Origin of the sequence: Streptomyces rishiriensis (assembly GCF_030815485.1) — a bacterium.
In the GTDB taxonomy this organism is placed as follows: Bacteria; Actinomycetota; Actinomycetes; order Streptomycetales; family Streptomycetaceae; genus Streptomyces; species Streptomyces rishiriensis_A.
In genome coordinates, this window is sequence record NZ_JAUSWV010000002.1 from 4,773,863 (window position 1) to 4,799,985 (window position 26,123).

The following is a 26,123-nucleotide window of genomic DNA, read 5'->3' on the forward strand; positions in this document are numbered from 1 at the left end:
CTTGTGGGTCCCGTGGGTCCCGTGGGTCCCGTGGTTCTGTCGGTCCTGAGGGTCCCGTGGTTCTGTCGGTCCTGGTCCGGGGGCTACTCCCGGACCAGGACCACCGCGGTCCCGTACGCGCACACCTCGGTGCCCACCTCCGCCGCCTCCGTCACGTCGAAGCGGAACATCAGGACGCCGTTGGCCCCACGCGCGCGTGCCTGCTCGACGAGGCGCTCCATGGCCTGGTTGCGGGTCTCGACGAGGGTCTTCGTCAAGCCCTTGAGCTCGCCGCCGATCATCGACTTGAGGCCGGCGCCGATCTGGCTGCCCAGGTGCCGTGAACGCACCGTCAGCCCGAAGACCTCGCCGATGACCCGCTCCACCCGGAACCCGGGTACGTCGTTCGTGGTGACGACCAGTACGTCCGGCTCGGGGCCCTGCCCGCCGCCGTAGTCTTCGATGCCCATGGCTCACAGCTTCGTCCCAGCGGGGCCCACAGTGCATCCCGGAGGCGTCCGTGGAACCTGGGGCGGACCCGTTGCGTTGATAGCTTTGTGCGGCTGCACCATGGACGCCGTACCTTCCCCCACCCATCAGGAGCCCGGAACCGTGACGACGATCGCCCTCGGACCGAGCTGGCTGGACCCCAACTACCTGCTCGACAACTTCGGTCTCTGGGGCCTGTTGCTCATCGTCTTCGCGGAGTCCGGCCTGCTGATCGGGTTCTTCCTGCCCGGTGACTCCCTGCTGTTCACCGCCGGCCTGCTGATCACGTCGAACCAGCTGGACTTCCCGCTGTGGGGCGCGGTCGCCCTGATCTGCCTCGCCGCCGTCCTCGGCGACCAGGCGGGCTACATGTTCGGCAAGAAGGTCGGGCCGTCGCTGTTCAACCGGCCGGACTCCCGGCTGTTCAAGCAGGAGAACGTCACCAAGGCGCACGAGTTCTTCGAGAAGTACGGCCCGAAGTCCCTGGTCCTGGCCCGCTTCGTGCCCATCGTGCGCACGTTCACGCCGATCATCGCCGGTGTCAGCGGCATGCGGTACCGCTCCTTCCTGGTCTTCAACGTCATCGGCGGCGTCCTGTGGGGCGCGGGTGTCACGCTGCTCGGCTCCTGGCTGGGCAACATCGACTTCGTCAAGAAGAACATCGAAGCGATCCTCATCCTGATCGTCCTCGTCTCCGTGGTCCCGATCGCCATCGAGTTCCTGAGGGCCCGCTCGAAGGCCAAGAAGAACCCGCAGCAGACCCCGGCGCGGACTCCCGGGCAGCAGCAGCACCAGCAGGCCCCGGTCATGGACGACGCGACGACCCAGCTCCGCCGGATCGACCAGCCCGACGAGCAGTACCGGCACGAGCAGCAGTACCAGCCCGACCAGCAGCACCAGTACGGCCACCAGGGCCAGTACCAGGGCCACGGCCAGAACCAGGGCCAGCATCACGGTCAGAACCAGGGCCCGGCTGAACAGCACGACTACTACGGTCAGCAGCAGTACCCCCAGCAGCAGCCGTACCCGCAACAGCAGCCGTACCCGCAACAGCAGCAGTACCCCCAGGACTGGCAGCAGCAGCCCCAGCAGCAGCCGTACGGCGCTCAGCAGAACAGCCAGTACCCCTACGACGACCAGGGCTACTAGAGGCTCAGAAGCCTCGCGTCCGCTTGGCGGCCCGGCGCTTCTCGGCGGAGCCGATCCGCAGGAACAGCCGCGAGATCTCGGACCCGAGGTTCACGCCGATCGCGATGGCCATCGCCAGCGCCGCGGCCTTGGTGATCGACACCAGCCCCGCGTCCAGCTCGTTCTGCGCGATGGCTAGCAGCCCGAAGTAGGTCGCAGAACCCGGCAGCAGAGGGCCGATCGCGGCGGTGGTGTACGGCAGGGCGGAAGCGAACCGGTACCGCGAGAGCAACTGCCCGAACAGCCCCACGACGCCCGCCGCGACGGCCGTCGAGGCGACCGGCGAGATCTCCCCGGCATAGTGCATCGCGCCGTACACCGACCACGCCACACCGCCGTTCAGGGTGACGGCCAGCACGGTGGACCGTTCCTGTTGGAGCAGCACCGCGAAGGTCAACGACAGCAGCATCGACGCGCCGATCTGCCACAGCGGCCGCTCGGTGATCCCCAGGGCCGCGTCGGGATTCAGATGCGCGCCGAGCTGCACACCGACGTAGAGCATCACCAGGACGCCCGCCACGATGCCCACGAAGAAGTACATGACCTCCAGCAGGCGCGCGGCCGCGGTGATGTAGAAACCGGTCAGACCGTCCTGCACGCCCGCCACCAGCGCCCGTCCGGGCAGCAGCGCGAACAGCCCGCCCGTGATGACCGCGGACGCCTTCACATCGACGTCCGCCAGTGTCAGCGCGATGCCGATCGCGGCCGGCGGCATCGCGGCGACCAGGAACTGGTAGAACTCCGGCAGCCCGCGCCCCGCGCAGAGCCACGCCAGCCGGTCACCCAGCATCGCGCCGAGCGCCGCCGCCACGAACACGACCAGGTCGCCGCCGACCAGCACCGAGGCCGCGCCCGCGAGCAGTCCGCTCGCCGAGGTCAGCACCCATCCCGGGTACGGATGCCGGTTGCGGCGCATCTCCGCGAGCCGCCGGTAGGCCTCTTCCAGGGAGAGATGGCTCTCCGGGTCGCTCAGGTCGTCCACGAGCCGGAAGACGGCCGCCAGGCGTGTGTAGTCGGTGCCCCGGCGCCGGACCGTCCGGGACGCCGTCACCGGGTCCTCCACGAGCGACGGCTGGTACGAGATCGACAGCAGGGTGAACGTGACGTTGGGTTCGCAGCGGTCGAGCCCGTAGGAGCGGCAGACCGCGAACATCGCGGCTTCCACGTCCTCGGCGCCCTCGCCGCCCGCGAGCAGCAGCTCGCCGATGCGCAGCGTCAGGTCGAGCACGCGCGGGACGGCCGGACCGCCCTCCTCGGCCTTCGGCCCCGGCTCCGGCGCGGGCCGGTCGGACACCGGCATCCGCAGCATCGTGCGCATCCGGTCCTGCCAGGGCAGGTCCTTGATCAGACTCACCACCGGCACGCCCTCGGCCGGTGTGAAGGCGGCCGGAGCCTGGCGGGCGCTGTACGTGCTCGGCAGGCTGAACGCCGATCCCTCGCCCTCCGCGGCGGCGGGCGGGCCCACGTCCAGCCCGTTCGGGACGGCGAACTCCGACGTGGTCTCCGGCTCACCGCCCGTTCTGGGGACGGCCAGCCCCGCCGGGATCGCGAACTCGGACGTGATCTCGGGGTCGAACCCGCTCCTCGCCTCGTCCGACTGCGGCTTGCGGTCCTCCGCCTCCGACACTCAGCAACGCTCCCTGAACGACACGTTCCGTACTACGCCTCAGTATGCGCACAGACGCGCGGAAGGGCCGCACGCGTACGCGTGCGGCCCTTCCGCAGCATCAGACGACAAAGGCCTCAGTGGCCGCCCTGGTCCTTGAAACGCTTGTAGGACCGCTCGATCTCGGCCTCGGCCTCGGTGCGGCCGACCCAGTCGGCGCCCTCGACGGACTTGCCGGGCTCCAGGTCCTTGTAGACCTCGAAGAAGTGCTGGATCTCCAGGCGGTCGAACTCCGACACGTGGTGGATGTCCCGCAGGTGCTCCACGCGCGGGTCGGTCGACGGGACGCACAGCAGCTTGTCGTCCCCGCCGGCCTCGTCCGTCATCCGGAACATGCCGATCGCGCGGCAGCGGATCAGGCAGCCCGGGAACGTCGGCTCGTCCAGGATGACCAGCGCGTCGAGCGGGTCGCCGTCCTCGCCGAGAGTGTTCTCGACGAATCCGTAGTCGGTCGGGTAGGCGGTCGAAGTGAAGAGTCGACGGTCCAGGCGGATCCGACCGGTCTCGTGGTCCACCTCGTACTTGTTCCGCGAACCCTTCGGAATCTCGATCGTGACGTCGAACTCCACCGGTGGCTCCTCCATGATCAGCACATAGTTCTGGTGGTTAAGTGTCCCTCACGCCACAGTGTGATCGCGAAAGGGGCTGGTGTTCGTGCCAGAGCTGAGGCCTTGGCGGGCCGTGAGACCGCACATGGTGCGGGTCGCGGACGCCGTACGACCGCGTCTGGCACGGACCGCAGGGATCGTACGACCTCGTCTCGCACGGGTGACGGCGGCCGCGAAGCCGCAGGTGGCACGGCTCACACAGGCGGCGAAGCCGCGGCTCGAGCGGATCACGAAGGCCGGTCCGAACACCAGGTCCTGGCAGTACACCGCGGGTGCGGCGACCGCCGGGCTGGCACTGGCCGCCGGTGTGGTGACCGTCGCCGGCCCCTGGGACTCCACCGGTCAGCGTACGGCGGAGCGCGACCGGGCAGCCGCCCTGGAACGGGTGGGTGGCACAGATCACGGCCGAACGGACGATTCGTCCGGTACCTCCGACACGGCGGCCGGAGCGCCGCGTCCGGCGCCGAGCGCAGCCTCCGTCCTCACGGGCCTCGGCGGCACCGCCAACGCCGTGAAGTCCGCCCCGGACGCCCTTCCCGCCGGCACGGGCATCGCGGGCGTCCTGGACCCCCTCCTGGGCGATCCGGCCCTCGGCGCCCGGCGGACCGCCGTCGTCGTCGACGTGGCCACCGGCAAGCGGCTGTACGGCTCCGGCGCCGACTTGGCGCTGACCCCGGCGTCCACCACGAAGATCGCCACCGCTGCCGCCGCGCTCTCCGCGATGGGCGGCGACCACCGCCTCACCACCCGCGCCGCGCTGGAACCCGACACCGAGGAAGTCGTCCTCGTCGGCGGCGGCGACCCCACCCTGACGGCGCGCGCGGACGCCGAGGGCTGGGCCGACCTGCGCACCCTCGCCGCTTCCACGGCCGCCGCCCTCAAGAAGAGCGGTCTCACCAAGGTGACGCTCTCGTACGACACGACGCTGTTCGCCGGAACCCGGATTCACCCCATCGGGGTCAACCCCAACCTCGCCCCGGTCACCGCCCTGTCCGCCGACGAGGGCCGTACCGACGACTCCACCAGCGGCCCGACGACCCGGGTGAGCGACCCGGCGGCCGACGCGACCGTCAAGTTCGGCGAGTTCCTGAAGGCCGCCGGCATCAAGACCTCGGCCCCCGGGCCCTCCAAGGCCACCACGCGCGCGAAGACCCTCGCCACGGTGTCCTCGCCCCCGCTGTCCGTCCTGGTCGAACGGATGCTGACCAACAGCGACAACGACATCGCCGAGGCTCTCGCCCGCCAGACCGCCGTCGCGACCGGTGGCCGCGCCGACTTCGCCGGCGCGGGGAAGGCCGTCCAGGCCCAACTGAGGAAGCTCGGACTGCCGTTGAAAGGCGTCCGGATCAAGGACGGCAGCGGACTCGACCGCGAGGACCGGCTCACGGCGAACCTTCTGGCCGCCCTCCTGGTCAAGGCCGGCGACGCCACCCGGCCCGAGCTGCGCCCCGTCCTCACCGGCCTCCCCGTCGCGGGCTTCACCGGCACCCTGACCAGCCGCTACACCGAGGGCGCGGCCGGTGTCGTGCGCGCCAAGACCGGCACCCTGACCGGTGTGAACACCCTCGCCGGCACGGTCGTCGACCAGGACGGCCGTCTCCTCGCGTTCGCCCTCCTGGCCGCCGGCACGACCGACCCGGCGGCGGCCCAGGCGGCGCTGGACCGGGCGGCGACGGCGCTGGCGGGGTGCGGCTGCCGCTGACGGGCCGCGGCCCCGGCGCCCCCGAGCCGTCCCCGGTCCCGACCCTGACATCTCCCTGACCGGTCTCCCATGGCCTGCCCCCAATGGCGGCGCTCACGTACGGTTGACGCATGACGAGCATCGGTGGCGCTGCTTCTTCGGGGATGGTCGACTGGAATCTCGCGGTGGCGACCGCGACCCGGCTCGTTCGGCCGGGACCGGAGGTCAGCCGTGACGAGGCGCGTGCCGTCGTCGCGGAACTGCGCCGACACGCCAAGGCCTCGGAGGAACACGTCCGGGGCTTCACTCGTATGGGCACCGAGGCCATCCACGACACCCCGGTCCTCGTCGTCGACCGCCCGGGCTGGGTGGCGGCGAACGTGGCGGGTTTCCGCGAGATCCTCAAGCCCCTCCTCGACAAGATGCAGGAACGGCGCGGCAACACCCCCGGCGGCGCGGTCCTCGGCGCCGTCGGCGGCAAGGTCACCGGCGTGGAACTCGGAGTGCTGCTGTCCTTCCTGTCCTCCCGCGTCCTGGGTCAATACGAGACCTTCGCCCCCGCCACGCGTGAGCTCCCCGCCGGGGCCAATGGCGGCGGCCGTCTGCTGCTCGTCGCGCCGAACATCGTCCACGTGGAACGCGAACTCGACGTCGAGCCCCACGACTTCCGGCTGTGGGTGTGCCTCCACGAGGAGACGCACCGCACCCAGTTCTCGGCCGTGCCCTGGCTGCGGGACCACCTCGAGGGCGAGATCCAGTCGTTCTTGGGCGAGACCGACGTCGACCCCATGACGTTCCTGGAGCGGGTCAGGGAAGCGGCGCAGTCCCTCGCCGGCGGCCGGCCCGAGGGCGAGGAGGACGACGGCGGCCGCTCCCTGGTCGAACTGGTGCAGACGCCCGCCCAGCGGGAGATCCTGACCCGTCTGACCGCCGTGATGTCCCTCCTGGAGGGGCACGCCGACTTCGTCATGGACGGAGTGGGCCCGGAAGTCGTGGCGTCCGTCGCCGAGATCCGCGAGAAGTTCCAGCAGCGCCGCGCCAAGGGCGCCTCCCGACTGGACATCGCGCTGCGCAAGTTGCTCGGCCTGGACGCCAAGCTCAAGCAGTACCGGGACGGCGAGCGCTTCGTGCGGGCCGTCGTCGACCAGGTCGGCATGGACGGCTTCAACCGCGTATGGACCTCCCCGAACACACTTCCGACCAAGGCCGAGATCGCCCAGCCCGCGGAGTGGGTCGCACGGGTGCACCGCAAGGCCGAGTCATGAACCCGCCGGTACGACGGTGGACCGTATCCGGCCGACGGCAGGCGAACGCCCCTTCAATCACCCGTCCGAGGGACCGTGAGCCCTTGGCAGGCGTGCAATGCTCGGGGAACGCCCCGGTTCTGTCACCATCTACACACTCTGCGTGACCGAACCTCGGGTTCACCCCCGACAACTTCATGAAGGGAACCGGACAGTGGGTCCCCATCCTGCGGTCGCGGCGATACGCCTGGCGGTCCGCCGCGTACTCCACGACATCCTCAACGACCACCCCGCCCCCGAGACAGGCTCCCACGAGCGACCGGCACCGCCGCTCGTGCTCGTGGCGTGTTCCGGTGGCGCCGACTCCATGGCGCTCGCCTCCGCCCTCGCCTTCGAGGCACCCCGGCTCGGCATCCGCGCCGGCGGTGTCACCGTCGACCACGGCCTCCAGCCCGGCTCCGACCTGCGCGCCGAGGAAGTCGTCCTGCGCCTGCGCGAACTCGGCCTCGATCCCGTCGAGGCCACGGCCGTGACCGTCGGCCGCGAAGGCGGTCCCGAGGCCGCCGCTCGCGACGCGCGCTACGCCGCCCTCGACGCAGCCGCCGTCCGCCACGACGCCGTCGCGATCCTGCTCGGCCACACCCGTGACGACCAGGCGGAAACCGTACTGCTCGGCCTCGCCCGCGGCTCCGGCATCCGCTCCCTGTCCGGGATGGCGGCCGTCTCCGGAGGTCCGGGGGCCGCCCGCCGCTACCGCCGCCCCTTCCTCCAGCTCGACCGGCAGACCGCCCGCAAGGCCTGCATGGTCCAGTCCCTGCCCGTCTGGGACGACCCGCACAACGCCGACCCGGCCTACACCCGCTCCCGGCTGCGCCACGAGGGGCTGCCCGCCCTGGAGAAGGCCCTCGGCAAGGGCGTCGTCGAGGCTCTCGCCCGTACGGCCCAGCTCTCCCGTGACGACGCCGACGCCCTCGACGCCTGGGCGGGCCAGGCCGAGTCCTCGGTACGGGACGCCGCCGGTCTTCTGGAGTGCGCCAAGCTCTACGCCCTGCCGCCCGCCGTACGCCGTCGGATCCTGCGCCGCGCCGCCATCGAGGCGGGCGCTCCGGCCGGTTCCCTCTTCGCCCGGCACATCGAGGAGGTCGACCGGCTGATCACCGGTTGGCGCGGCCAGGGGGTCATCAATCTCCCCGGCAAAGTCCTCGCCCAGCGCCAGGGTGGCAGACTGGTGATTCGGCAAGGCTGAATCCGGGCCCTCCGGCAGGACCGCTTACGTGGTCGTGGGCGGTCCCGGTGGCCGCTGGGACAACCGAAAGTGATGCGGGTGGACGCGAAAGACATGGGCACCGACCTCAAAGAGGTGCTCATCACCAAGGAAGAGATCGACGCGAAGCTGGTCGATCTGGCCGCGAAGATCGATGCGGAGTACGCGGGCAAGGACCTGCTCATCGTCGGTGTCCTCAAGGGCGCCGTGATGGTCATGGCCGACCTCGCCCGATCCCTGTCCACCCCCGTCACCATGGACTGGATGGCCGTGTCGTCCTACGGCGCGGGCACCCAGTCCTCCGGTGTCGTGCGGATCCTCAAGGACCTGGACACCGACATCAAGGGCCGCCACGTCCTGATCGTCGAGGACATCATCGACTCAGGTCTGACGCTGTCCTGGCTGATCTCCAACCTCGGCTCGCGCGAGCCCGCCACCCTCAAGGTGTGCACGCTGCTGCGCAAGCCCGAGGCCGCCAAGGTCGCCATCGACGTCGAGTGGGTCGGCTTCGACATCCCCAACGAGTTCGTCGTCGGCTACGGCCTCGACTACGCCGAGAAGTACCGCAACCTCCCGTTCGTCGGTACGCTCGCGCCCCACGTCTACGGCGGCTGAAACCCGAAGGGCCCAAGCCCCGAACGAAGATCGGGAACCTCGGCGGGCCTTTCACCGTTGGAGCATGCAGACGGGTGCGCCAGCCTTCCCGTGCGGCTCCGCGCGACGAAGCTGGGGTACCGTCAGAAGAACTGTCTTATCAAACTCACTATGGCAGGAGGGACGGGGCGACACCGCTCCGTATGGATGGACGTGAAGCGATACTTCCGTGGGCCGGTCATGTGGATCGTGCTGGCCGTCCTTGCCGTGGTCGTGTTGATGCAGGTCGTCGGCTCGTCCGGCGGCTACAAGACGGTGGACACCGGCCAGGTCATTGCAGCGATCAACGACAACAAGGTCGAGTCGGCCAAGCTCACCACCGGTGACGAGCAGACCATCAAGGTCACGCTCAAGGACGGCGAAAAGGTCAAGGACAGCTCGAAGATCCAGGCGAGCTACATCGGCGACCAGGGCGTGACCATTGCCAACACGCTGCAGACCAAGTACCAGGACAAGCAGATCCCGGACGGATACACAGTCTCGCCGACGAAGCAGAACGCTTTCGTCGGGATTCTGCTGTCCCTGCTCCCCTTCGTCCTCATCGTGGTCGTCTTCCTGTTCCTGATGAACCAGATGCAGGGCGGCGGCTCCCGAGTCATGAACTTCGGGAAGTCCAAGGCCAAGCTCATCACCAAGGACACCCCGAAGACGACCTTCGCCGACGTCGCGGGCTCGGACGAGGCCGTCGAGGAACTCCACGAGATCAAGGAGTTCCTCCAGGAACCGGCGAAGTTCCAGGCCGTCGGCGCCAAGATTCCCAAGGGCGTACTCCTGTACGGCCCGCCCGGTACCGGCAAGACGCTGCTCGCGCGCGCCGTGGCCGGCGAGGCGGGCGTTCCCTTCTACTCGATCTCGGGTTCCGACTTCGTCGAGATGTTCGTCGGCGTCGGCGCCTCCCGGGTCCGTGACCTCTTCGAGCAGGCCAAGGCGAACGCCCCGGCGATCGTCTTCGTCGACGAGATCGACGCGGTCGGCCGTCATCGCGGCGCCGGCCTCGGCGGCGGTCACGACGAGCGCGAGCAGACGCTGAACCAGCTGCTCGTCGAGATGGACGGCTTCGACGTGAAGGGCGGCGTGATCCTCATCGCCGCCACGAACCGCCCGGACATCCTCGACCCGGCACTGCTGCGTCCCGGCCGCTTCGACCGCCAGATCGCGGTCGACCGTCCGGATATGCAGGGCCGTCTGGAGATCCTCAAGGTTCACCAGAAGGGCAAGCCGGTCGCCCCGGACGTCGACCTGTCGGCCGTCGCCCGCCGTACCCCGGGCTTCACCGGCGCGGACCTGTCGAACGTGCTGAACGAAGCGGCGCTCCTCACGGCGCGCAGCGACAAGAAGCTCATCGACAACCACTCGCTGGACGAGGCCATCGACCGCGTCGTGGCGGGCCCGCAGAAGCGGACCCGGATCATGTCGGACAAGGAAAAGAAGATCACCGCGTACCACGAGGGCGGCCACGCCCTGGTCGCTGCGGCTTCCCCGAACTCCGACCCGGTCCACAAGATCACGATCCTGTCGCGCGGACGGGCCCTCGGCTACACGATGGTTCTGCCGGACGAGGACAAGTACTCGACCACGCGCAACGAGATGCTCGACCAGCTGGCCTACATGCTGGGTGGCCGCGCTGCCGAGGAACTGGTCTTCCACGACCCGACCACCGGCGCCGCGAACGACATCGAGAAGGCCACCGCCACGGCCCGCGCGATGGTCACCCAGTACGGCATGACCGAGCGTCTGGGCGCGATCAAGTTCGGCGGCGACAACACCGAGCCGTTCCTCGGCCGTGAGATGGCTCACCAGCGCGACTACTCGGAAGAGGTCGCCGCGCTGGTGGACGAGGAAGTCAAGAAGCTCATCGAGAACGCGCACAACGAGGCCTGGGAGATCCTGGTCGAGAACCGCGACGTGCTCGACAACCTGGTGCTTCAGCTGCTCGAGAAGGAGACGCTGAACAAGGAGCAGATCGCCGAGGTCTTCTCCGCCATCGTCAAGCGCCCGGCGCGGCCCGCCTGGACGGGCTCCTCGCGGCGCACGCCGTCCACCCGTCCGCCGGTGCTCTCCCCCAGGGAGCTCGCACTGACGAACGGCGCCAACGGTGCGGCACCGGCGATCTCCACGGCGAAGTCCACCGCGGTGGAGCCCACCCCGGTGACCGAGCCGGCCCCGGAGGACCGCCCCGAGAGCTGATCAGGCTCCCGGGTGCCCCACCAGGCCCGGAATGGATGCCGCGCCCCCCAGGTTCTAGCCTGGGGGGCGCGGCATTTTCGTCCGACGTCCGTCGGTGCCGCGATGAGGCGCGTGACCCACACGCGCGACCCGCACAGGAACGAGGCACCACATGACCGACCCCGTGACGCTGGACGGCGAGGGCGCCATCGGCGAGTTCGACGAGAAGCGCGCCGAGAACGCCGTACGCGAGCTGCTGATCGCGGTCGGCGAGGATCCGGACCGCGAGGGCCTCCGGGAGACGCCGGCGCGGGTGGCGCGGGCGTACAAGGAGATATTCGCGGGGCTCTGGCAGCAGCCGGAGGACGTGCTGACGACGACCTTCGACCTGGGGCACGACGAGATGGTGCTCGTGAAGGACATCGAGGTGTTCAGCACCTGCGAACACCACCTGGTGCCGTTCAGGGGCGTCGCCCACGTCGGCTACATCCCGTCCACCACGGGGAAGATCACCGGCCTGTCCAAGCTCGCCCGTCTCGTGGACGTCTACGCGCGCCGTCCGCAGGTGCAGGAACGTCTCACCACGCAGATCGCCGACTCCCTGATGGAGATCCTGGAGCCGCGCGGGGTGATCGTCGTCATCGAGTGCGAGCACATGTGCATGTCCATGCGGGGCATCCGCAAGCCCGGCGCCAAGACCATCACCTCGGCGGTGCGGGGACAGCTGCGGGACGCGGCGACGCGCAACGAGGCGATGAGCCTGATCATGGCCCGCTGACGGGCCTGCGTCCACCCGGGCGACGTCACGCCGGTGACGTCGCCCCCTTGTCCTGGTCGTCGTCCTCGGGCAGTTTGCAGACGCGCTCCAGGAAGATGGCCGCCGCTATGACCGCGATCCCCGCCAGAACCGAGAAACCGGCGTAGATCGCCTGGTCGCGGCGGGCGGGGATGTCCAGGGACTCCAGCAGGAAGACGCCCGTCCCGCCGTACATGCCGGAGACGAGGGCGGCCACCAGCGCGCTGGACTGGCCGAACACGACCGCGCGGGCCGCCATCAGGGGATCGACACCCTTGGCCTCGGGGCGGCGCTCACGCTGGGCCTTGAGACGGGCGCGCAGCGACAGCGCGGTGGCCGTGAGCACCACGGCGATCAAAGCGAGGACGATGGGCGCGGCCAGCGGGACGCTGGGGAGGGTCCCGACCGAGTTCCAGAGGCGGGCGCCCGCCCAGGACAGGATCGCGGCCACGCCGAACACGCCGGCCAGCACCCTGATGCGCAGCTCTCTCACGGTGTCCCTTCAACTCCCCCGAGCCCGCGGGCATGGACATCCCGCGGGCAGTGGTCCTGTCGACCTTAACGACTACTCGGGCAGGTGGAGTTCCAGGTCCTTGCGTGCCGCGACGCCCTCGCGGGTCACGGTGTCGAGCAGACCGGCGACCGTGCCGCGGCCGGGCAGCTGGGCCTCGGGCTCCACGTCGTGCCAGGGAGCGAGGACGAAGGCGCGTTCGTGGGCGCGGGGGTGGGGGAGCGTGAGGCGCGGATCGTCGTCCACGACGTCGGCGTACGCGACGATGTCGACGTCGAGCGTGCGCGCACCCCAGCGTTCGTCCCGCACCCGGTGGAAGGCCTCCTCGACCGCGTGGGCCCGCTCCAGCAGGGAGGACGGCGGGAGGGTCGTCTTCAGCACGACCACCGCGTTGAAGTACGACGGCTGACTGCCGGGCTCGACGCCCCACGGCTCCGTCTCGTACACCGGGGAGACGGCCTTGATCCGTACGCCCGGGGTGTCCTCGAGGGCGTCGATGGCGCCCTGGAGGGTCTCCAGGCGGTTGCCGAGGTTGGAGCCGAGGGCGATCACGGCCCGTTGCGGGTTGTGCAGGGTGGTGTCGGCGGCGTCGACCTTCTCGACGACGGAGGCCGGCACCGGCTGTACGGTCGGGTCGCTCTGACCCTCGGCGAAGAACGCGGTCATACTCGGCTCCGGATGATGGTGACGGTCACGTCGTCGAAGGGGACCGTGATCGGGGCGTCGGGTTTGTGGACGCAGACCTCGACCTCCTGAACCTCTTCGTGCTTCAGACAGGCCTGGGCGATGCGCTCGGCGAGCGTCTCGATGAGGTCGACGGGGTCACCCTGGACGACGGCCACGACATCCTCCGCCACGATGCCGTAGTGGACGGTCTTCGCCAGGTCGTCGTCGGCCGCGGCCGGTCGGGTGTCCAGGCCCAGCACGAGGTCCACGATGAAGGTCTGGCCCTCCTCGCGTTCCTTGGGGAACACGCCGTGGTACCCGCGGGCCTTCAGGCCGCGCAGCGCGACACGATCCACGCGAATCACTCCTGCAGTCGTCGGTTTGGGCCGGTGCGTCCGGGTGCGGTCGGCGCCCCGGCCTGGAACGAATCTACCCGCGAGCACGGACAGAGCCGGGCACCGGCGACGGTGGCCCGGGCCGGAGCCAGGACTTTTCACCGGGCGTTTCCCTTACGGGACCCGGCTGCTCACGGGCTGGTAGCCGCCCCTACCCGCGGTTCGTGATTCCAACCACTTCTTGGTCCCTGCGGGGCATCTCAGGGCTTCCTGTCCCTTCCTGCGGACCGCCTACCCGTTCAGGAGGGGTTCTCGTCACTCTCGGAGTCCTCGGGGCTGTCGGCCTCGTCGCTCTCCGTCAGTACCGGGGAGGCGTGGTGCGACCACAGTTTCCAGCCGTCGGAAGTGCGGCGGAACACGTTGGTTGCCACCACCAGCTGGCCGACGAGCGGCCCGAGCTCCTCGCCGTCCTCCGGCGCGGGACCGCCGCTGAGGATGTTCTCGGTGCAGTTCACCAGCGCGGTGTCGCCGGTGACGGAGACATGCACGTCGGTGAGGAAGAACTGGATGTAGTCGGTGCTCGCCATGATCAGCGCGTACGACCGCAGCACCTCGCCCCGGCCGGTGAGCACCGGCCAGCCGGGGTGCACGCAGGAGACCACGCCGACGTCCGCCGGGTCGTGATACGTCTCGTCCACGCCCAGGTCGGCCGGGGTGAGCCAGAGCGCCGACACGCCGTCGAAATCGCCTTGTTCCAGCGCCTCGTAGAAGGCGGCGTTGGCGGCCTCGACCTGCTCGACGTCGGTGTCGGGGGTGCTCACCGGGCTCCTTCCGCGCCGTTCGTGCCGCGCCCGCCGTGGTGTGCGTCCGGTGTCGCGGGTCCGCCCATGGCGTGATGCGCCGGGCGTGGTGCGCCCGCGCCGGGCGCGACGCTCTCGGTGCGCGCCCCCTCCACCGCGCGGGCGACCCGTACCGCGTCCGCCGTCGCGCGCACCTCGTGCACGCGGACCGCCCAGGCGCCTGCCTGCGCCGCGAGGGCCGAGACGGCGGCGGTGGCGGCGTCGCGCTCGCGCGCGGGCGGCGGTGCGCCCTCAGGGCCGGCCAGGACACGGCCGAGGAACCGCTTGCGGGAGGCCGCGACGAGCAGCGGGTGACCGAGCGCGTGCAGCCGGTCCAGGTGGGCCAGCAGGGACAGATCGTGATCGGCCTCCTTGGAGAAGCCGAGGCCCGGGTCGACGACGATGCGGTCGGGGGAGATGCCGCCCGCAAGGACGGCGTCCACGCGCGCGTGCAGTTCGTCCACGACCTCGGCGACGACGTCGGCGTAGACGCCCCTGACGTTGCCGCCCTCGAGGAAGCCGCGCCAGTGCATGACGACGAAGGGGGCGCCCGTGTCCGCGACGGCCGGGATCATCGCCGGGTCGGCGAGACCGCCGCTGACGTCGTTCACGAGGGCGGCGCCGGCCGCGAGGGCCTGGGCGGCGACGGAGGCGCGCATCGTGTCGACGGAGACGACGACACCCTCGGAGGCGAGGGCGCGGACCACGGGGACGACCCGGCGCAGTTCCTCGGTCTCGTCGACCCGGCTGGCGCCGGGGCGGGTGGACTCGCCGCCGACGTCCACGAAGTCCGCGCCCTCGGCGACGAGCTGGAGGCCGTGTTTGACGGCGGCCGTCGTGTCGAACCAGCGGCCGCCGTCGGAGAAGGAGTCGGGGGTCACGTTGACGACTCCCAGGACCGCGCAGCGGTCCCATTCCGGAAGGCCGACGACGCGCCCGCGTCCGCTCTGCTTGCTCATGCGTTCAGCGTAGGCCCAGGACCGGGCCGCGCCGCGGTGCGGCCCGGGTGCAAGCCCCGGAGCCGGGAGGAGGCGGGGCCGCCTCCCGGGCCGGCCGGTGGTCCCGGCCCGCGCCCGCCGGGCCGGCAGCGCCGCGGCTACGCCGCCCGTACGTCTCGCTCCGCCACCGCGTGCGTACACACGCGTGCCGCCGCGGAACGGCGGCGCAGGAAGCGCGGCAGCGGGAGGGCGAGGTTGACGAAGCCCTCGGCCTGCATGGCGGCGAAGCCGATGCGAGGGAGGTCGCCGGAGGCCCGGTAGACGACGAAGCGGGGCTCCCAGCGCGGCTGGAACTTGGCGTTGAACTTGTACAGCGACTCGATCTGGAACCAGCGGGAGAGGAACACCAGCAGCCCGCGCCAGGCCCGCAGTACCGGGCCCGCGCCGATCTTCTCGCCGCGGGCGAGCGCCGCGCGGAACATGGCGAAGTTCAGCGACACGCGCACGATGCCGAACTTCGGGGCGGCCTGGAGGGCGGCGACGATCAGGAGTTCGTTCATGCCGGGGTCGGCCGCGCGGTCGCGGCGCATCAGGTCCAGGGAGGCGCCGTCCGGGCCCCAGGGCACGAAGTGCAGGATCGCCTTGAGATCGCCGTACTCGCCCGGGACCTCGTCGGCCTTGTGCGCGGTGGCGATGAGGCAGTCGCCGTCGGCCGCGTCGCCGACGCGGCCCAGGGCCATCGAGAAGCCACGCTCGGTGTCGGTGCCGCGCCAGTCCTCGGAGGCCCGCCGGATGCGCTCCAGTTCGGCCTCACCGAGGTCACGGACGCGCCGTACCCGGGTCTCGTAACCGGCGCGGTCGATGCGCTTGACCATTTGGCGCACGTTGCGCATCGCGCGGCCGGCCAGGGAGAAATCCGCTACGTCCACCACCGCCTCGTCACCCAGCTCGAGCGCGTCGAGGCCGGTCTCACGGGTCCAGACCTCGCCGCCCGTCTCCGAGCAGCCCATGACGGCGGGCGTCCAGGAGTGGGCCTTGGCCTCGTCCATGAAGCGTTCGATGGCGCCGGGCCAGGCCTCGACGTCGCCGATGGGGTCACCGCTGGCGAGCATCACGCCGGAGACGACGCGGTAGGTCACCGCCGCCTTGCCGCTGGGGGAGAAGACCACGGCCTTGTCACGGCGCAGCGCGAAGTGACCCAGGGAGTCACGCCTGCCGTGCTTGTCCAGCAGGGCGCGCAGGCGCACCTCGTCCTCCTCCGTGAGGCGGGCGGCCGGGTGCTCGGGGCGGAAGGCGAAGTAGATCGTGGTGACCGCGGTGATCCAGCCGAGGGCGCCGAGGGAGAAGGCGACCGTCCACGAGGTGTTGCCCTGGTAGTCGACCGGGCCCTCGAATCCGAAGAGGCCGTACAGGACGTGCGTAATGCGATCGGCCAGGCTCGGGTCGCCGATCAGGCGGTTGGGGTGGACGCTGACGATGACCAGTCCCAGAGCGAGGGAACCGGCGCCCATGAGGACGAAGTTGGCGAGCGCGCGCCAGCGGCTGCGCGGGTCGGGCAGCGCCGCGAACTGGTCGCGGTGCAGCAGCAGCGGTGCCAGCAGCGCGACCGAGATGAGCGCGCCCACGATCGAGTGCCGGTACACGAACTGGGCCACCGCGCCCGCCGGCAGCAGCACCACCGCCGCGCGCCACGCGCGCCGCTTGCCCCGCCTGAGGCCGTGGGCGAGCAGCAGCAGCAGGACGCCCGCGCTGAGGGACAGCGCGGCCGCGAACGGCCCGAAGGAGCCCGGCAGCACCTCGGCGAAGGAGTGCATACGGCTGTGCCGGAACCGCGGGAAGACGCCCGCGGCGACGTCCAGCAGACCGACCAGGGCGCAGGCTCTGGCGACGAGCGCGGGAACGGACTCGGGGCGCGGACCTCGCACTATCTGCCGCACCCGGCTTGATCGGTGCGGAACCCCGCCCGACATTTCCCCATCTTGAGTGACAGACATCGCATCCCGTAGTTCCGCGAGAGACCTTCGACCCGGGCCCGATTCGGGCATCCGGCGACATTGCGCCCTCTAGGACGGTGTCTTGAGGAGAGAGGTTCACTCGTCTTCTCAAAGCCACTGAAAAGGCCAAGGAAAGTCCGGGACAAGCCCTCGCGAAGGAGTCGGGGGGAGCGGGCGGGATCCCGGACGGAGAGCAGGCAGGAAATCACCGCATGGGGCTCACGAGCGACAAAACGCTGCTGCTGTCAGTGCTGTTCGCCTTACTGCTGTTCGTCGGCACGGTGTGGCTGTGGCCGAGGCTGGCCCGGACCGGCTGGCGGGCGGTCAGCGGGCGGGTCGGGCTGCTGCTCGCCACCCAGTTGGCGCTGTTCGTGTCGGTCGGCCTCACCGCCAACCAGGCGTTCGGCTTCTACGCCAGCTGGGCGGATCTGTTCGGCCGGGAGACCGACCAGGGCGTGGTCGTCGACCACGCGGCCGGTGGCGCCCCGGCGGGGCCGCTGCGGGTGCTCGACACGCGGGGCGTGGACAGTGGCGGCGGCGGGCGTCCGCAGTTCGGCGGACAGATCCAGAAGGTCGCCGTCAACGGACGTACGACTCATATAGCCACACCGGCGTACGTGTATCTGCCGCCGGAGTACTTCGACCCGCAGTACCGCACGCGTACGTTCCCCGCGGCCGTCGTCCTCACGGGCTACCCCGGAACGGCGGAGGCGCTCGTGGACAAGCTGCACTACCCGCGCACCGCGCGGCAGCTCGCCAGGGACGGGCGCATGCAGCCGATGATCCTGGTGATGCTGCGGCCGACCGTGGCGCCGCCGCGGGACACCGAGTGCGTGGACATCCCGGGCGGCCCGCAGGCCGAGTCGTTCTTCGCCAAGGACCTGCCGGACGCCGTGACGGCCCACTACCGGGTGGGTCGCAAGGCCGGCAGTTGGGGCATCGTCGGGGACTCCACGGGTGGCTACTGCGCGCTGAAGCTGGCGATGCACCACCCGGAGGTCTACGCGGCGGGCGCGGGCCTGTCGGCGTACTACAAGGCGCCGAGCGATCCGACCACCGGCGACCTCTTCCACGGCAACACCACCCTGCGCAACGAGGCGGATCTGCACTGGTTTCTGAAGAATCGTTCCGCTCCCGCCACCTCGTTGCTCGTCACCAGCAGCCGGGTCGGAGAATCCAACTTCAAGGCCACGCAGAAGTTCATAGAGCTGGCGAAGGCCACGGGCACGACCAGGATCTCGTCGATCATCCTGGAAAGCGGCGGGCACAACTTCAACACCTGGCGGCGGGAGATCCCGCCGACCCTCGAGTGGATCAGCGGACGGTTGAGCGACCGGTGAGCGCCCGACGCCCGACGCCGGGAGCCGGCGGTGGACATCGGACGTCGGTGACGGGGCCGACGCCCGTCGCGGCGAGGGTCGGTGGGCGTCGGGGGGCCCGGGACCGGGGGCCCTGGGCGGCGTCGCGGGCCGGTAAGGGTGGGCGGCCGACCGGGGTTCATGAGGGCTGCCCGGGGCGCCCCGACGAGAAATGATCTTGCTTCTTGTCGAATTCCGTGACCGCTCTGTTTCCTGATGCCGTGTGAAGACTTCGGTATGGCCGCCTTTTTGCGGGGCGGGGCGCCAACATTCGCCTACGCGCGGTAAGTTTCTGGCCATGCCACGTGGACGTCACCGCCATTCCCCGCCTTTGCACAGGCTGCTGCCTCCCTCGGCAATCGCAGGCGTCTCCCTTGTCTGCGCCCTCGGTCCCTGGGTGTTCACGGAACCCATGGCGCTCCGCGGTCTGGCCGCGGCTGCCGCGGCGACGGCGATCCTCGGCGCGTACGTGATGCGCCGCTGGGACATGCAGGCCGGCAAACAGGTCGCCGACCTGGCACGCGCGCGTGCCAGTGACGAGTGGCGCTACGAGGAACGGGTCGCCGAGCTGGAGAGCGACCTCGACGAATCACGTGAGCTGCGCGTCAAGCTGGAGCAGCGCCTGCGGGCCAAGCGCACCGAACTGGCGGGTCTGCGCAACGAGCACGCCGCGCTGCTGCGCCGCTACGCCACGGCCGAGACCGAGCGGGCCAGCGCCCTGGAGGGCCGCCGGCTGCTCGAGATAGAGGCGGCTCCCACGCCCGCGCTGCCCGCCGCACGCGCGGCGCGGGACGCCGAGCCGACCGGCACGGTCGTCGCGCGGGACGCGGAGGACACCGACGACGGCGAGGTCACCGAAGGCGCGGACGCCGACGAGGCGGCGGCCGAAGCCCAGGGGACGGTCGAGGAAGCCGCGTCCGACGGCTCTGTCGACCCCGGTACCCCCGACGACTCCGCCGATGGCGCCGAACCGGTCGCGGAGACCGATGGCGCCGAGGAGACCGAGAAGACCGAGGAGGAGCCGACGGCTGCGGCGGTCTTCTCTCCCGAGGGGTCCAAGCTGTTCCTGCGGGCCCAGGCGGCCCTGGACCGGTTCGACACCGACGGCGTCCAGGCGACGACGGCCGGGCACAGCGCCGAGGAGGCGCCCGCGCAGGCGACTTCCGCGGACGTCGGCGCCACAGCCGGCGGCGACACGGAGGCCGCGCAGGAGGACGAGGCGCAGGGGAAGCCCGAGGCGGTCGACGAGCACACGCGCGCGACCGCCCCCCACGCAGCTGCCGAGGCCGACGCGGTCTCGGAGGACCGGAGCCCGGAGGGTCAGGCCGGGGTCCACCGGACTCCGGACCACCACCAGGCTCCGGACGATCCGGCTTCCACCGCTGCGGAAGCGGACGAGGCGGAGGGCAACGCGGCGGAACCGGCGGCCCCGGAAGCTTCCGAGGTCGGCGGACACGTGGACCACACGGAGAGCGAGCGGCCCGCGCCGCCGGTGCATCCCGCTCCCTCGGGCCTCGCCGCCCTCTCGGGCACCGGCGTCTCCGCCCCCGTCGCCGCCGCGGGGACCGGTGCGCTCGTCCCCCGTCCCGCCGGCGCCGTTGAGCGCCGTCCCTCCGGCCACTTCGCCGTGCCGACCGCCGTGGCCGTCGTACCGGCCGCGTATCCCGTACGGCGTCCGACGGCCGAGGGCGGCTTCGACTTCTTCGGGACCAAGGGCGATTCGACGCCTCAGGCCCTGGAGGCGGTGCAGAACGAGGACCTGGCCGATGTCGTCGGCCAGGAGGCCCTCGCCCTGCACAAGGCCGAGTCCGAGGCGGAGTTCAAGCCGCTGGACGAGGCGGCGCGCGGTATCGGTCAGGTGATCGACCTGACCGCGCACGACGAGACGGAGCACATCGACCTTCAGGGACTGCGCAGCGCCGTCTCCTGAGGCGTCCCCGGGCGTCCTACGACATCCACCGGTCGGGCCGGGCGTCCAGGCGCCCGGTCCGTGACCGCTCGGCCTGACCCCGGAGCAGCTCCTCGGCCTCCTGCGCGTCCCTCAGCCGAGCTGTGACGGTTTTGTCGGCCCCCGTGTCCACATGGACGTCCGCAAGCCGCCACAGGCGCTGCCAGGGGCCCTGCGTCAGCCGCACGCTCTGCACCTTGGCGTGCGGGACGAGCGCCAGGCTGCGGCGCAGCAGGCCGTGCCGGGTGGCGAACACCGCGTCCGTGACGGCGATCCCGTAGCCCCGCCACCACAGCGGCACACACCGCCCGGCCCGCCGCGGCGGGCGCGACAGCGAGGTGGCGGCCGGGACGCTCACCCCGGGCAGCACGCGCGCGACGACGGCCTCCGCGGCCGCGCGCGGGGCGACCGGGACCAGTACGGAGTTGGCCGAGCCGGCCACGTCGAGCTCGACCCGGACCCAACCGCGCCGCCGCCACAGCAGCGGCTGCACGATCCGCACCGTCTGCACCCGCCCGGGCGGCACCGTCTCGTGCGTACGGTCCAGCAGCCCGTGGTCGATCCGCAGCCCGTCCGGCGACTCGCCGACCGTCCAGTCGTACTCGCCGACGAACCGTCCCACGCTGCTCGCGCCCGCCGCGCCGAGCAGCGGCACGCCCGTCGCGAGCACCGTCCACACGCTGTGGGTGGCCAGCCACAGCACCGGCGGCACCACGAGCGCGGCGACCAGCGCGCCCCAGGTCGCACCCGTCAGTACCAACGCGATCGCCAGCTCGCGCGCCGGGACGCGCAACAACTCGCGCGCGGGCGCCTCGCCCACCTCGTGTGCCGTCTCCGGCGCGAAACCCGCCGCCCGCGCGAGCAGCTCCGCCCGCAGCACCCGGGCCTCCTGCTCGCCCAGGAAGGCCAGTTCGTCCTTCTTCTCGGCGCCGACCACGTCGAGCCGGAGCTTCGCGACACCCGCGATCCGCGCCAGGAGCGGCTGACTGACGTCGATCGCCTGGATGCGCTCCAGCCGGATGTGCGCGGCGCGCCTGAACAGCAGGCCGGTCCGGATCCGCAGCTCGCTGTCGGTCACCGAGAAATGGGTGAACCACCACGTCAGGAAGCCGTAGAGGGAGGCCGCGGGAACGAGGACGGCGAGCGCGATCAGCAAGGTCGTCGTGGTCAGCCGGGTCAGCTGCGCCTGCGCCTGGTTCGGATCGTGCACGGCCCACCCGACGAGGACCGCGATCGGCGCCCACGCCCGCCGAAAAGGGGTCACGGGGTGCAGCCGACGCTCGGCGACGGACCGTTCGGGTCGGTTGCCGGCCGGGTCCGTCGTCTCCGTGACATCTGCGGCAGGCGCATGTGCGGTGCCCGAGGTGCCTGGGTCGCTGCCGGTGTCTTTGGTGTCTTTGGTGCCGGTGGTGCCGGTGGTGCCGGTGGTGCGTCGGGTGTTCGGCGTGTCGGTGAGGTGCGTGGCGTCTGCGGTGGGGGGCACGTCGGGTACCTCGGGTACGCCGTCCTCGACGCCCCGCGTCGTCACAGGCCCGCCGATCGGGCCTCGCCGAGCTGGGTGAGCCGGTCGCGCAGCCGTTCCGCCTCGGCCGGGTCCAGGCCGGGGATGGTCGCGTCGGTCGCGGCGGCCGCCGTGTGCAACTGGACGCTGGCCAGCCCGAAGTGCCGTTCGACGGGCCCGGAGGTGACCTCGACGAGCTGCATGCGCCCGTACGGCACGACGGTCTCCTCCCGCCACAGCACGCCCCGGCTGATCAGCAGGTCGTCGGCCCGCTCGGCGTACCGCCAGGAGTGCCAGTTGCGGCCGAGCAGCACCCAGCCCCATCCGATGCCGACCAGGGGCAGCAGGGCGAACGCCGCCCACGCGGGGCCGACGAGCAGCCCGAGCAGCAGCCCGGCGCCGACGGCCGCAGACCCCAGCCACACCACCAGCAGCAGCCGACGCATCCGCAGCAGTCCCGGCGGCAGCCCGATCCACACCGGTCCGGCCGCCGTCGTCCCCGCGCCACCCGGGCTCCCCGTTTCCATACCGTCAGCGTACGTAGGCGAGCGCGTAGGGGAGACTGTGCCCATGACTCCTACGACGGAGACCACGGTCGGGATCGGCGGTGCCGCGGAGAGCACCGACATGGTGCTCAACATCGGCCCCCAGCATCCCTCCACACACGGTGTGCTGCGTCTGCGGCTCGTCCTGGACGGTGAGTGCATCCGGCAGGCGGAGCCGGTGATCGGCTATATGCACCGTGGCGCGGAGAAGCTGTTCGAGGCACGCGACTACCGCCAGATCGTCATGCTGGCCAACCGCCACGACTGGCTGTCGGCGTTCTCGAACGAGCTGGGCGTGGTCCTCGCGGTGGAGCGGATGCTCGGCATGGAGGTCCCCCCGCGCGCGGTGTGGACCCGCACCCTCCTCGCGGAGCTGAACCGGGTGCTGAACCACCTGATGTTCCTGGGGTCCTACCCCCTGGAGCTGGGCGGCATCACCCCGGTCTTCTACGCCTTCCGTGAGCGCGAGGTGCTGCAGAACGTGATGGAGGAGGTCTCCGGCGGGCGCATGCACTACATGTTCAACCGGGTCGGCGGCCTCAAGGAGGACGTGCCGGCCGGCTGGGCCGCACGCGCGCGTGGCGCTGTCGCCGCCGTGCGCTCGCGCATGGACGTCTTCGACGATCTGGTGCTCGGCAACGAGATCTTCCGCGGGCGCACGCGGGACGTGGGAACGCTCGCGCCGGAACACGTGCACGCGTACGGCGTGAGCGGGCCGATCGCGCGCGCCTCCGGTGTCGACTTCGACCTGCGCCGCGACGAGCCCTATCTCGCGTACGGGGAGCTTCAGGACACCCTGAAGGTGGTGACCCGGACCGAGGGGGACTGCCTCGCGCGCTTCGAGTGCCTCCTGGAGCAGACGCGGAACGCGCTCGACCTCGCGGACGCCTGCCTGGACCGTCTGGCGGAGCTGCCGCCCGGCCCGATCAACCAGCGGCTCCCCAAGGTCCTCAAGGCGCCCGAGGGGCACACGTACGCGTGGACCGAGAACCCCCTCGGCATCAACGGGTACTACCTCGTCAGCAAGGGCGAGAAGACGCCGTACCGGCTGAAGCTCCGCTCGGCCTCGTACAACAACATCCAGGCCCTCACCGAACTGCTGCCGGGCACGCTGGTCTCGGACATGGTGGCGATCCTGGGGTCGATGTTCTTCGTGGTCGGGGACATCGACAAGTAGGCGGGCGACGCGACGCAGGTGGGCCGCGGCGGCGGAGGAGGCCGTCGCGGGAGGTCAGCCGGTCTCGGGTCCCGGGCCCAGCGGGTCGGGGATGCCGACCGGCTGGAGCAGCCATCCGAAGCCGCCCAGTCCGCCCGGCGCCAGGAGCTCGGCGGCCTCGCCGGCGCTCGCGAGGGCGCGCACGTACGCGGAGGGGTCCGTGGACGCCAGTGCCAGCGGAGGGCGGGCGCCGGTGATGCCCAGGGCGCGCAGCGCGGCGCGTTGCGTGAGCAGGCGCGCGCAGGCGGGTTCACGCGCCGCGCCCCTCCCAGCCGTTGGTGCCGCTGCCGCTGCCGCTGCCGCTGCCGCTGCCGCTGCCGCTGCCGCTCCGGCCTCAGCGCACGCGTCCAGCGCGACATGGGCCGTGATGTCGCAGGAACCGTCCGGCACGGGTGCCGTCTCGCGTCCCTCCCGGAAGCCGGTGAGCGTTCCGAACGGGGGGCGCGCGTCCGCCGTGTGTCCGTAGTCCACCGCCACCGCGAGCCCGGCCTCGACGCGGGAGACGGCAGACGCCCACGCCGTGTCCCGGGGCAGCCCGATCTCCGCCCGCACCCCCTCCTCGCCCGCCGTCGGCCACCACCGCGCGAGCCACTCCGCCTCCGCGCCGGACACCCGATCCCCGAGCCGCTCGGCCCCGGTGTCCCGCACGAGCACCAGTCGGGCCACGCCCGCGGAGTCCACCTCGGCGACCTCGAGGGGCACGTTGTCCAGCCACTCGTTGGCGAACAGCAGTCCGGTGAGCCGCTGCGGGGGCTCGGGCAGCCACTCGATCCGATGAGGGAGACCGGCGGGGCGGCCGGCGACCTCGACGGCGCACGCGCGCGTGCGGGCCGCCACATCGGCGGGGAGCGCGGCCAGCACACCGGTGACCAGTTCGCCCCGGCCGGCGGCCATGTCGACGAAGTCGAGCGACGCGGGACGGCCCAGCGCCTCGTCGACCCGGCACAGCAGCCCGGCCACGGCCCCGGCGAACAGCCGCGACGCGTGCACGGACGTACGGAAGTGTCCGACCGGTCCCTCGGAGCGCCGGTAGAAGCCGCCCGTTCCGTCCACGCCGTACAGGGCCGCCTGCGTCGCCGCCCGCCAGCCACGCCATCCGCCCGAGCCCGTCCCGTCGTCCTCCACCCGGTCAGACTAGGCGTACAGGTGATCACGGCATCCACCTTGCGGAGTACGCGCGCCCGGACCGGATCGGCCCTCCGGTTGACCCCTGCACGCATCGGGCTTCCCTACGCTGGGTTACGTGCAGCGCCTCTATGACTTCCTCCGCAGACACCCGACCGGGGTCGACGCCTTCTGGGCCCTCGTCCTGTTCGGGATCTCCGCGGCCGCCGGGACCGCGGGACAAGATCGCGGCGGCACCGACTCCATGGCGCTGCTGGTGCCGGTCGTGTTCCTGTTGTGCCTGGTCATCGCGTTGCGTCGGCGTATGCCGGAGCAGATGCTCGTGCTCGCCGCGGCGCTCGGACTGGCTCAGCTGGTGCTGAACGTCGGGGTCACGGCCGCCGACTTCGCCCTGCTGGTGATCGTCTACACGGTCGCCGCGAACGGTGCCCGCTGGGCCTCCCGTCTCGCCCTGGTCATGGCGCTGAGCGCGGCCACCCTGGCGCAGGTGCGCTGGCCGCACGAGAACGCCAGCGTGCCGGGCCAGGTCGCGGTCATCGTCTTCCAGACGGTGCCGTTCGCCCTCGCCTGGGTGCTGGGCGACTCCATCCGCACCCGTCGCGCGTACTTCGCGCAGCTGGAAGAGCGCGCGGCCCGCCTGGAGAAGGAGCGCGAGGCGCAGGCGAAGGTCGCGGTCGCCGCCGAGCGCGCCCGCATCGCGCGAGAGCTGCACGACGTCGTCGCGCACAACGTGTCGGTGATGGTGGTGCAGGCCGACGGCGCCGCCTATGTCCTCGACGCCGCGCCCGACCAGGCGAAGAAGGCCCTGGAGACGATCTCCTCCACGGGCCGCCAGGCCCTCGCCGAGATGCGCCGCCTGCTGGGCGTGCTGCGTACCGGCGAGCACCAGGAGGGCGGCGAGTACGTGCCGCAGCCGGACGTCGAGCAGATCGAGGACCTCGTCGAGCAGTGCCGCGGCTCGGGCCTGCCCGTGGACTTCAAGGTCGAGGGCACGCCACGGCCGCTGCCCAGTGGCGTCGAGCTGACCGCGTACCGCATCGTCCAGGAGGCGCTGACGAACACGCGCAAGCACGGGGGGCCCAACACGGGCGCGAGCGTGCGCCTGGTCTACTTCGACGACGGCCTCGGCCTGCTCGTCGAGGACGACGGCAAGGGCGCCCCGCACGAGCTGTACGGCGAGGGCGGCGCCGACGGCGCGGGTCACGGCCTGATCGGCATGCGCGAGCGGGTCGGCATGGTGGGCGGCACCCTGGACGCGGGCCCGCGGCCCGGCGGAGGATTCCGCATCAGCGCGCTGCTCCCGCTCAAACCCGCGCACTGAAGCCGACGCACGCCCCTGGTGACACCTGTCACGTCCCTCGGGGCCACTCGTACCGGTTGACGGAAACCGAAGAACCCGAAGAAACAGCAGA

The 26,123-nt window shown here is 71.3% G+C and carries 23 protein-coding genes; 11 read left to right on the forward strand and 12 right to left on the reverse strand.

The genetic code is table 11. The annotated features are described in order from the left end of the window. Nucleotides 1–83: 83 nt before the first annotated feature. Nucleotides 84–449, reverse strand: a complete 366-nt coding sequence (locus QF030_RS23740) for a YbjQ family protein (protein ID WP_020132511.1) — start codon at nt 447–449, stop codon at nt 84–86. A gap of 142 nt (nt 450–591) precedes the next feature. On the opposite strand from QF030_RS23740, the gene QF030_RS23745 reads away from it, so the two are divergent. After that, on the forward strand, nt 592–1,617 hold the full coding sequence (locus QF030_RS23745; RefSeq protein WP_307164657.1) for a DedA family protein: 1,026 nt from the start codon (nt 592–594) through the stop codon (nt 1,615–1,617). A gap of 4 nt (nt 1,618–1,621) precedes the next feature. Here the strand turns inward: QF030_RS23745 and QF030_RS23750 are convergent, their stop codons facing one another. Then, the gene (locus QF030_RS23750; protein ID WP_307164658.1) at nt 1,622–3,283 is read right to left on the reverse strand and encodes a threonine/serine exporter family protein; all 1,662 of its coding nucleotides are present in this window, start codon (nt 3,281–3,283) and stop codon (nt 1,622–1,624) included. A 116-nt stretch (nt 3,284–3,399) separates the two neighbouring features. Beyond that, a complete protein-coding gene (locus tag QF030_RS23755) occupies nt 3,400–3,891 on the reverse strand; it encodes an inorganic diphosphatase (RefSeq protein ID WP_003975424.1) in 492 nt (163 codons plus the stop codon). A gap of 124 nt (nt 3,892–4,015) precedes the next feature. Here QF030_RS23755 and dacB point away from each other — a divergent pair, with 124 nt between their 5' ends. The 6 genes from dacB to folE all read left to right on the forward strand — a co-directional run bounded on the left by dacB (nt 4,016) and on the right by folE (nt 11,717). Next, a complete protein-coding gene (dacB, locus tag QF030_RS23760) occupies nt 4,016–5,632 on the forward strand; it encodes a D-alanyl-D-alanine carboxypeptidase/D-alanyl-D-alanine endopeptidase (RefSeq protein WP_307164659.1) in 1,617 nt (538 codons plus the stop codon). A gap of 110 nt (nt 5,633–5,742) precedes the next feature. Further along, nucleotides 5,743–6,876, forward strand: a complete 1,134-nt coding sequence (locus tag QF030_RS23765) for a zinc-dependent metalloprotease (protein ID WP_307164660.1) — start codon at nt 5,743–5,745, stop codon at nt 6,874–6,876. A 193-nt stretch (nt 6,877–7,069) separates the two neighbouring features. After that, complete coding sequence (tilS, locus tag QF030_RS23770; protein WP_307164662.1) at nt 7,070–8,101, forward strand: tRNA lysidine(34) synthetase TilS; 1,032 nt, start codon at nt 7,070–7,072, stop codon at nt 8,099–8,101. A gap of 72 nt (nt 8,102–8,173) precedes the next feature. Then, nucleotides 8,174–8,734 carry a hypoxanthine phosphoribosyltransferase gene (gene hpt / locus QF030_RS23775; RefSeq protein ID WP_307164663.1) on the forward strand — a complete coding sequence of 187 codons (561 nt, stop codon included), beginning with the start codon at nt 8,174–8,176 and terminating at the stop codon, nt 8,732–8,734. Between the two features lie 186 nt (nt 8,735–8,920). Next, on the forward strand, nt 8,921–10,960 hold the full coding sequence (ftsH, locus tag QF030_RS23780; RefSeq protein ID WP_307164664.1) for an ATP-dependent zinc metalloprotease FtsH: 2,040 nt from the start codon (nt 8,921–8,923) through the stop codon (nt 10,958–10,960). 151 nt (nt 10,961–11,111) lie between these two features. Then, nucleotides 11,112–11,717: a GTP cyclohydrolase I FolE gene (gene folE / locus QF030_RS23785; protein ID WP_054241753.1), complete on the forward strand. Its 606-nt coding sequence runs from the start codon at nt 11,112–11,114 to the stop codon at nt 11,715–11,717. A 25-nt stretch (nt 11,718–11,742) separates the two neighbouring features. On the opposite strand, the gene QF030_RS23790 is transcribed toward folE, so the two are convergent. The 6 genes from QF030_RS23790 to QF030_RS23815 form a co-directional block, all read right to left on the reverse strand. After that, nucleotides 11,743–12,228 (reverse strand): DUF3180 domain-containing protein, encoded by a 486-nt coding sequence (locus QF030_RS23790; protein ID WP_307164665.1) that lies wholly within the window; start codon nt 12,226–12,228, stop codon nt 11,743–11,745. Between the two features lie 72 nt (nt 12,229–12,300). Continuing rightward, nucleotides 12,301–12,912, reverse strand: coding sequence for a 2-amino-4-hydroxy-6-hydroxymethyldihydropteridine diphosphokinase (gene folK, locus QF030_RS23795; RefSeq protein WP_307164666.1), 612 nt, complete (start codon nt 12,910–12,912; stop codon nt 12,301–12,303). Further along, on the reverse strand, nt 12,909–13,268 hold the full coding sequence (folB, locus tag QF030_RS23800; RefSeq protein ID WP_307164667.1) for a dihydroneopterin aldolase: 360 nt from the start codon (nt 13,266–13,268) through the stop codon (nt 12,909–12,911). Before folB ends, folK begins: the two co-directional genes overlap by 4 nt. Nucleotides 13,269–13,546: 278 nt before the next feature. After that, nucleotides 13,547–14,068, reverse strand: a complete 522-nt coding sequence (locus QF030_RS23805; RefSeq protein WP_307164668.1) for a nuclear transport factor 2 family protein — start codon at nt 14,066–14,068, stop codon at nt 13,547–13,549. Next, nucleotides 14,065–15,045 carry a dihydropteroate synthase gene (folP, locus tag QF030_RS23810; protein ID WP_307164669.1) on the reverse strand — a complete coding sequence of 327 codons (981 nt, stop codon included), beginning with the start codon at nt 15,043–15,045 and terminating at the stop codon, nt 14,065–14,067. The genes QF030_RS23805 and folP overlap by 4 nt, the downstream gene beginning before the upstream one ends. A gap of 137 nt (nt 15,046–15,182) precedes the next feature. Continuing rightward, complete coding sequence (locus QF030_RS23815; RefSeq protein WP_307164670.1) at nt 15,183–16,994, reverse strand: phosphatidylglycerol lysyltransferase domain-containing protein; 1,812 nt, start codon at nt 16,992–16,994, stop codon at nt 15,183–15,185. A 236-nt stretch (nt 16,995–17,230) separates the two neighbouring features. Between QF030_RS23815 and QF030_RS23820 the strand changes: the two genes are divergently transcribed. Together QF030_RS23820 and QF030_RS23825 are read left to right on the forward strand one after the other, a co-directional pair. Then, nucleotides 17,231–18,358, forward strand: a complete 1,128-nt coding sequence (locus QF030_RS23820) for an alpha/beta hydrolase (protein ID WP_307164671.1) — start codon at nt 17,231–17,233, stop codon at nt 18,356–18,358. A 316-nt stretch (nt 18,359–18,674) separates the two neighbouring features. Beyond that, entirely contained in the window at nt 18,675–20,306 is a 1,632-nt protein-coding gene (locus QF030_RS23825; RefSeq protein WP_307164672.1) for a hypothetical protein, read from the forward strand. Between the two features lie 16 nt (nt 20,307–20,322). Here the strand turns inward: QF030_RS23825 and QF030_RS23830 are convergent, their stop codons facing one another. After that, on the reverse strand, nt 20,323–21,597 hold the full coding sequence (locus tag QF030_RS23830) for a PH domain-containing protein (protein WP_307167669.1): 1,275 nt from the start codon (nt 21,595–21,597) through the stop codon (nt 20,323–20,325). Between the two features lie 251 nt (nt 21,598–21,848). Next, entirely contained in the window at nt 21,849–22,352 is a 504-nt protein-coding gene (locus QF030_RS23835; RefSeq protein ID WP_307164673.1) for a PH domain-containing protein, read from the reverse strand. 43 nt (nt 22,353–22,395) lie between these two features. Between QF030_RS23835 and QF030_RS23840 the strand changes: the two genes are divergently transcribed. After that, nucleotides 22,396–23,547, forward strand: a complete 1,152-nt coding sequence (locus tag QF030_RS23840) for an NADH-quinone oxidoreductase subunit D (RefSeq protein ID WP_307164674.1) — start codon at nt 22,396–22,398, stop codon at nt 23,545–23,547. A gap of 54 nt (nt 23,548–23,601) precedes the next feature. Here QF030_RS23840 and QF030_RS23845 read toward each other — a convergent pair whose 3' ends face one another. Then, entirely contained in the window at nt 23,602–24,711 is a 1,110-nt protein-coding gene (locus QF030_RS23845) for an SAM-dependent methyltransferase (RefSeq protein WP_307164675.1), read from the reverse strand. A 118-nt stretch (nt 24,712–24,829) separates the two neighbouring features. Here QF030_RS23845 and QF030_RS23850 point away from each other — a divergent pair, with 118 nt between their 5' ends. Beyond that, the gene (locus QF030_RS23850; protein WP_307164676.1) at nt 24,830–26,032 is read left to right on the forward strand and encodes a sensor histidine kinase; all 1,203 of its coding nucleotides are present in this window, start codon (nt 24,830–24,832) and stop codon (nt 26,030–26,032) included. Nucleotides 26,033–26,123: the final 91 nt, after the last annotated feature.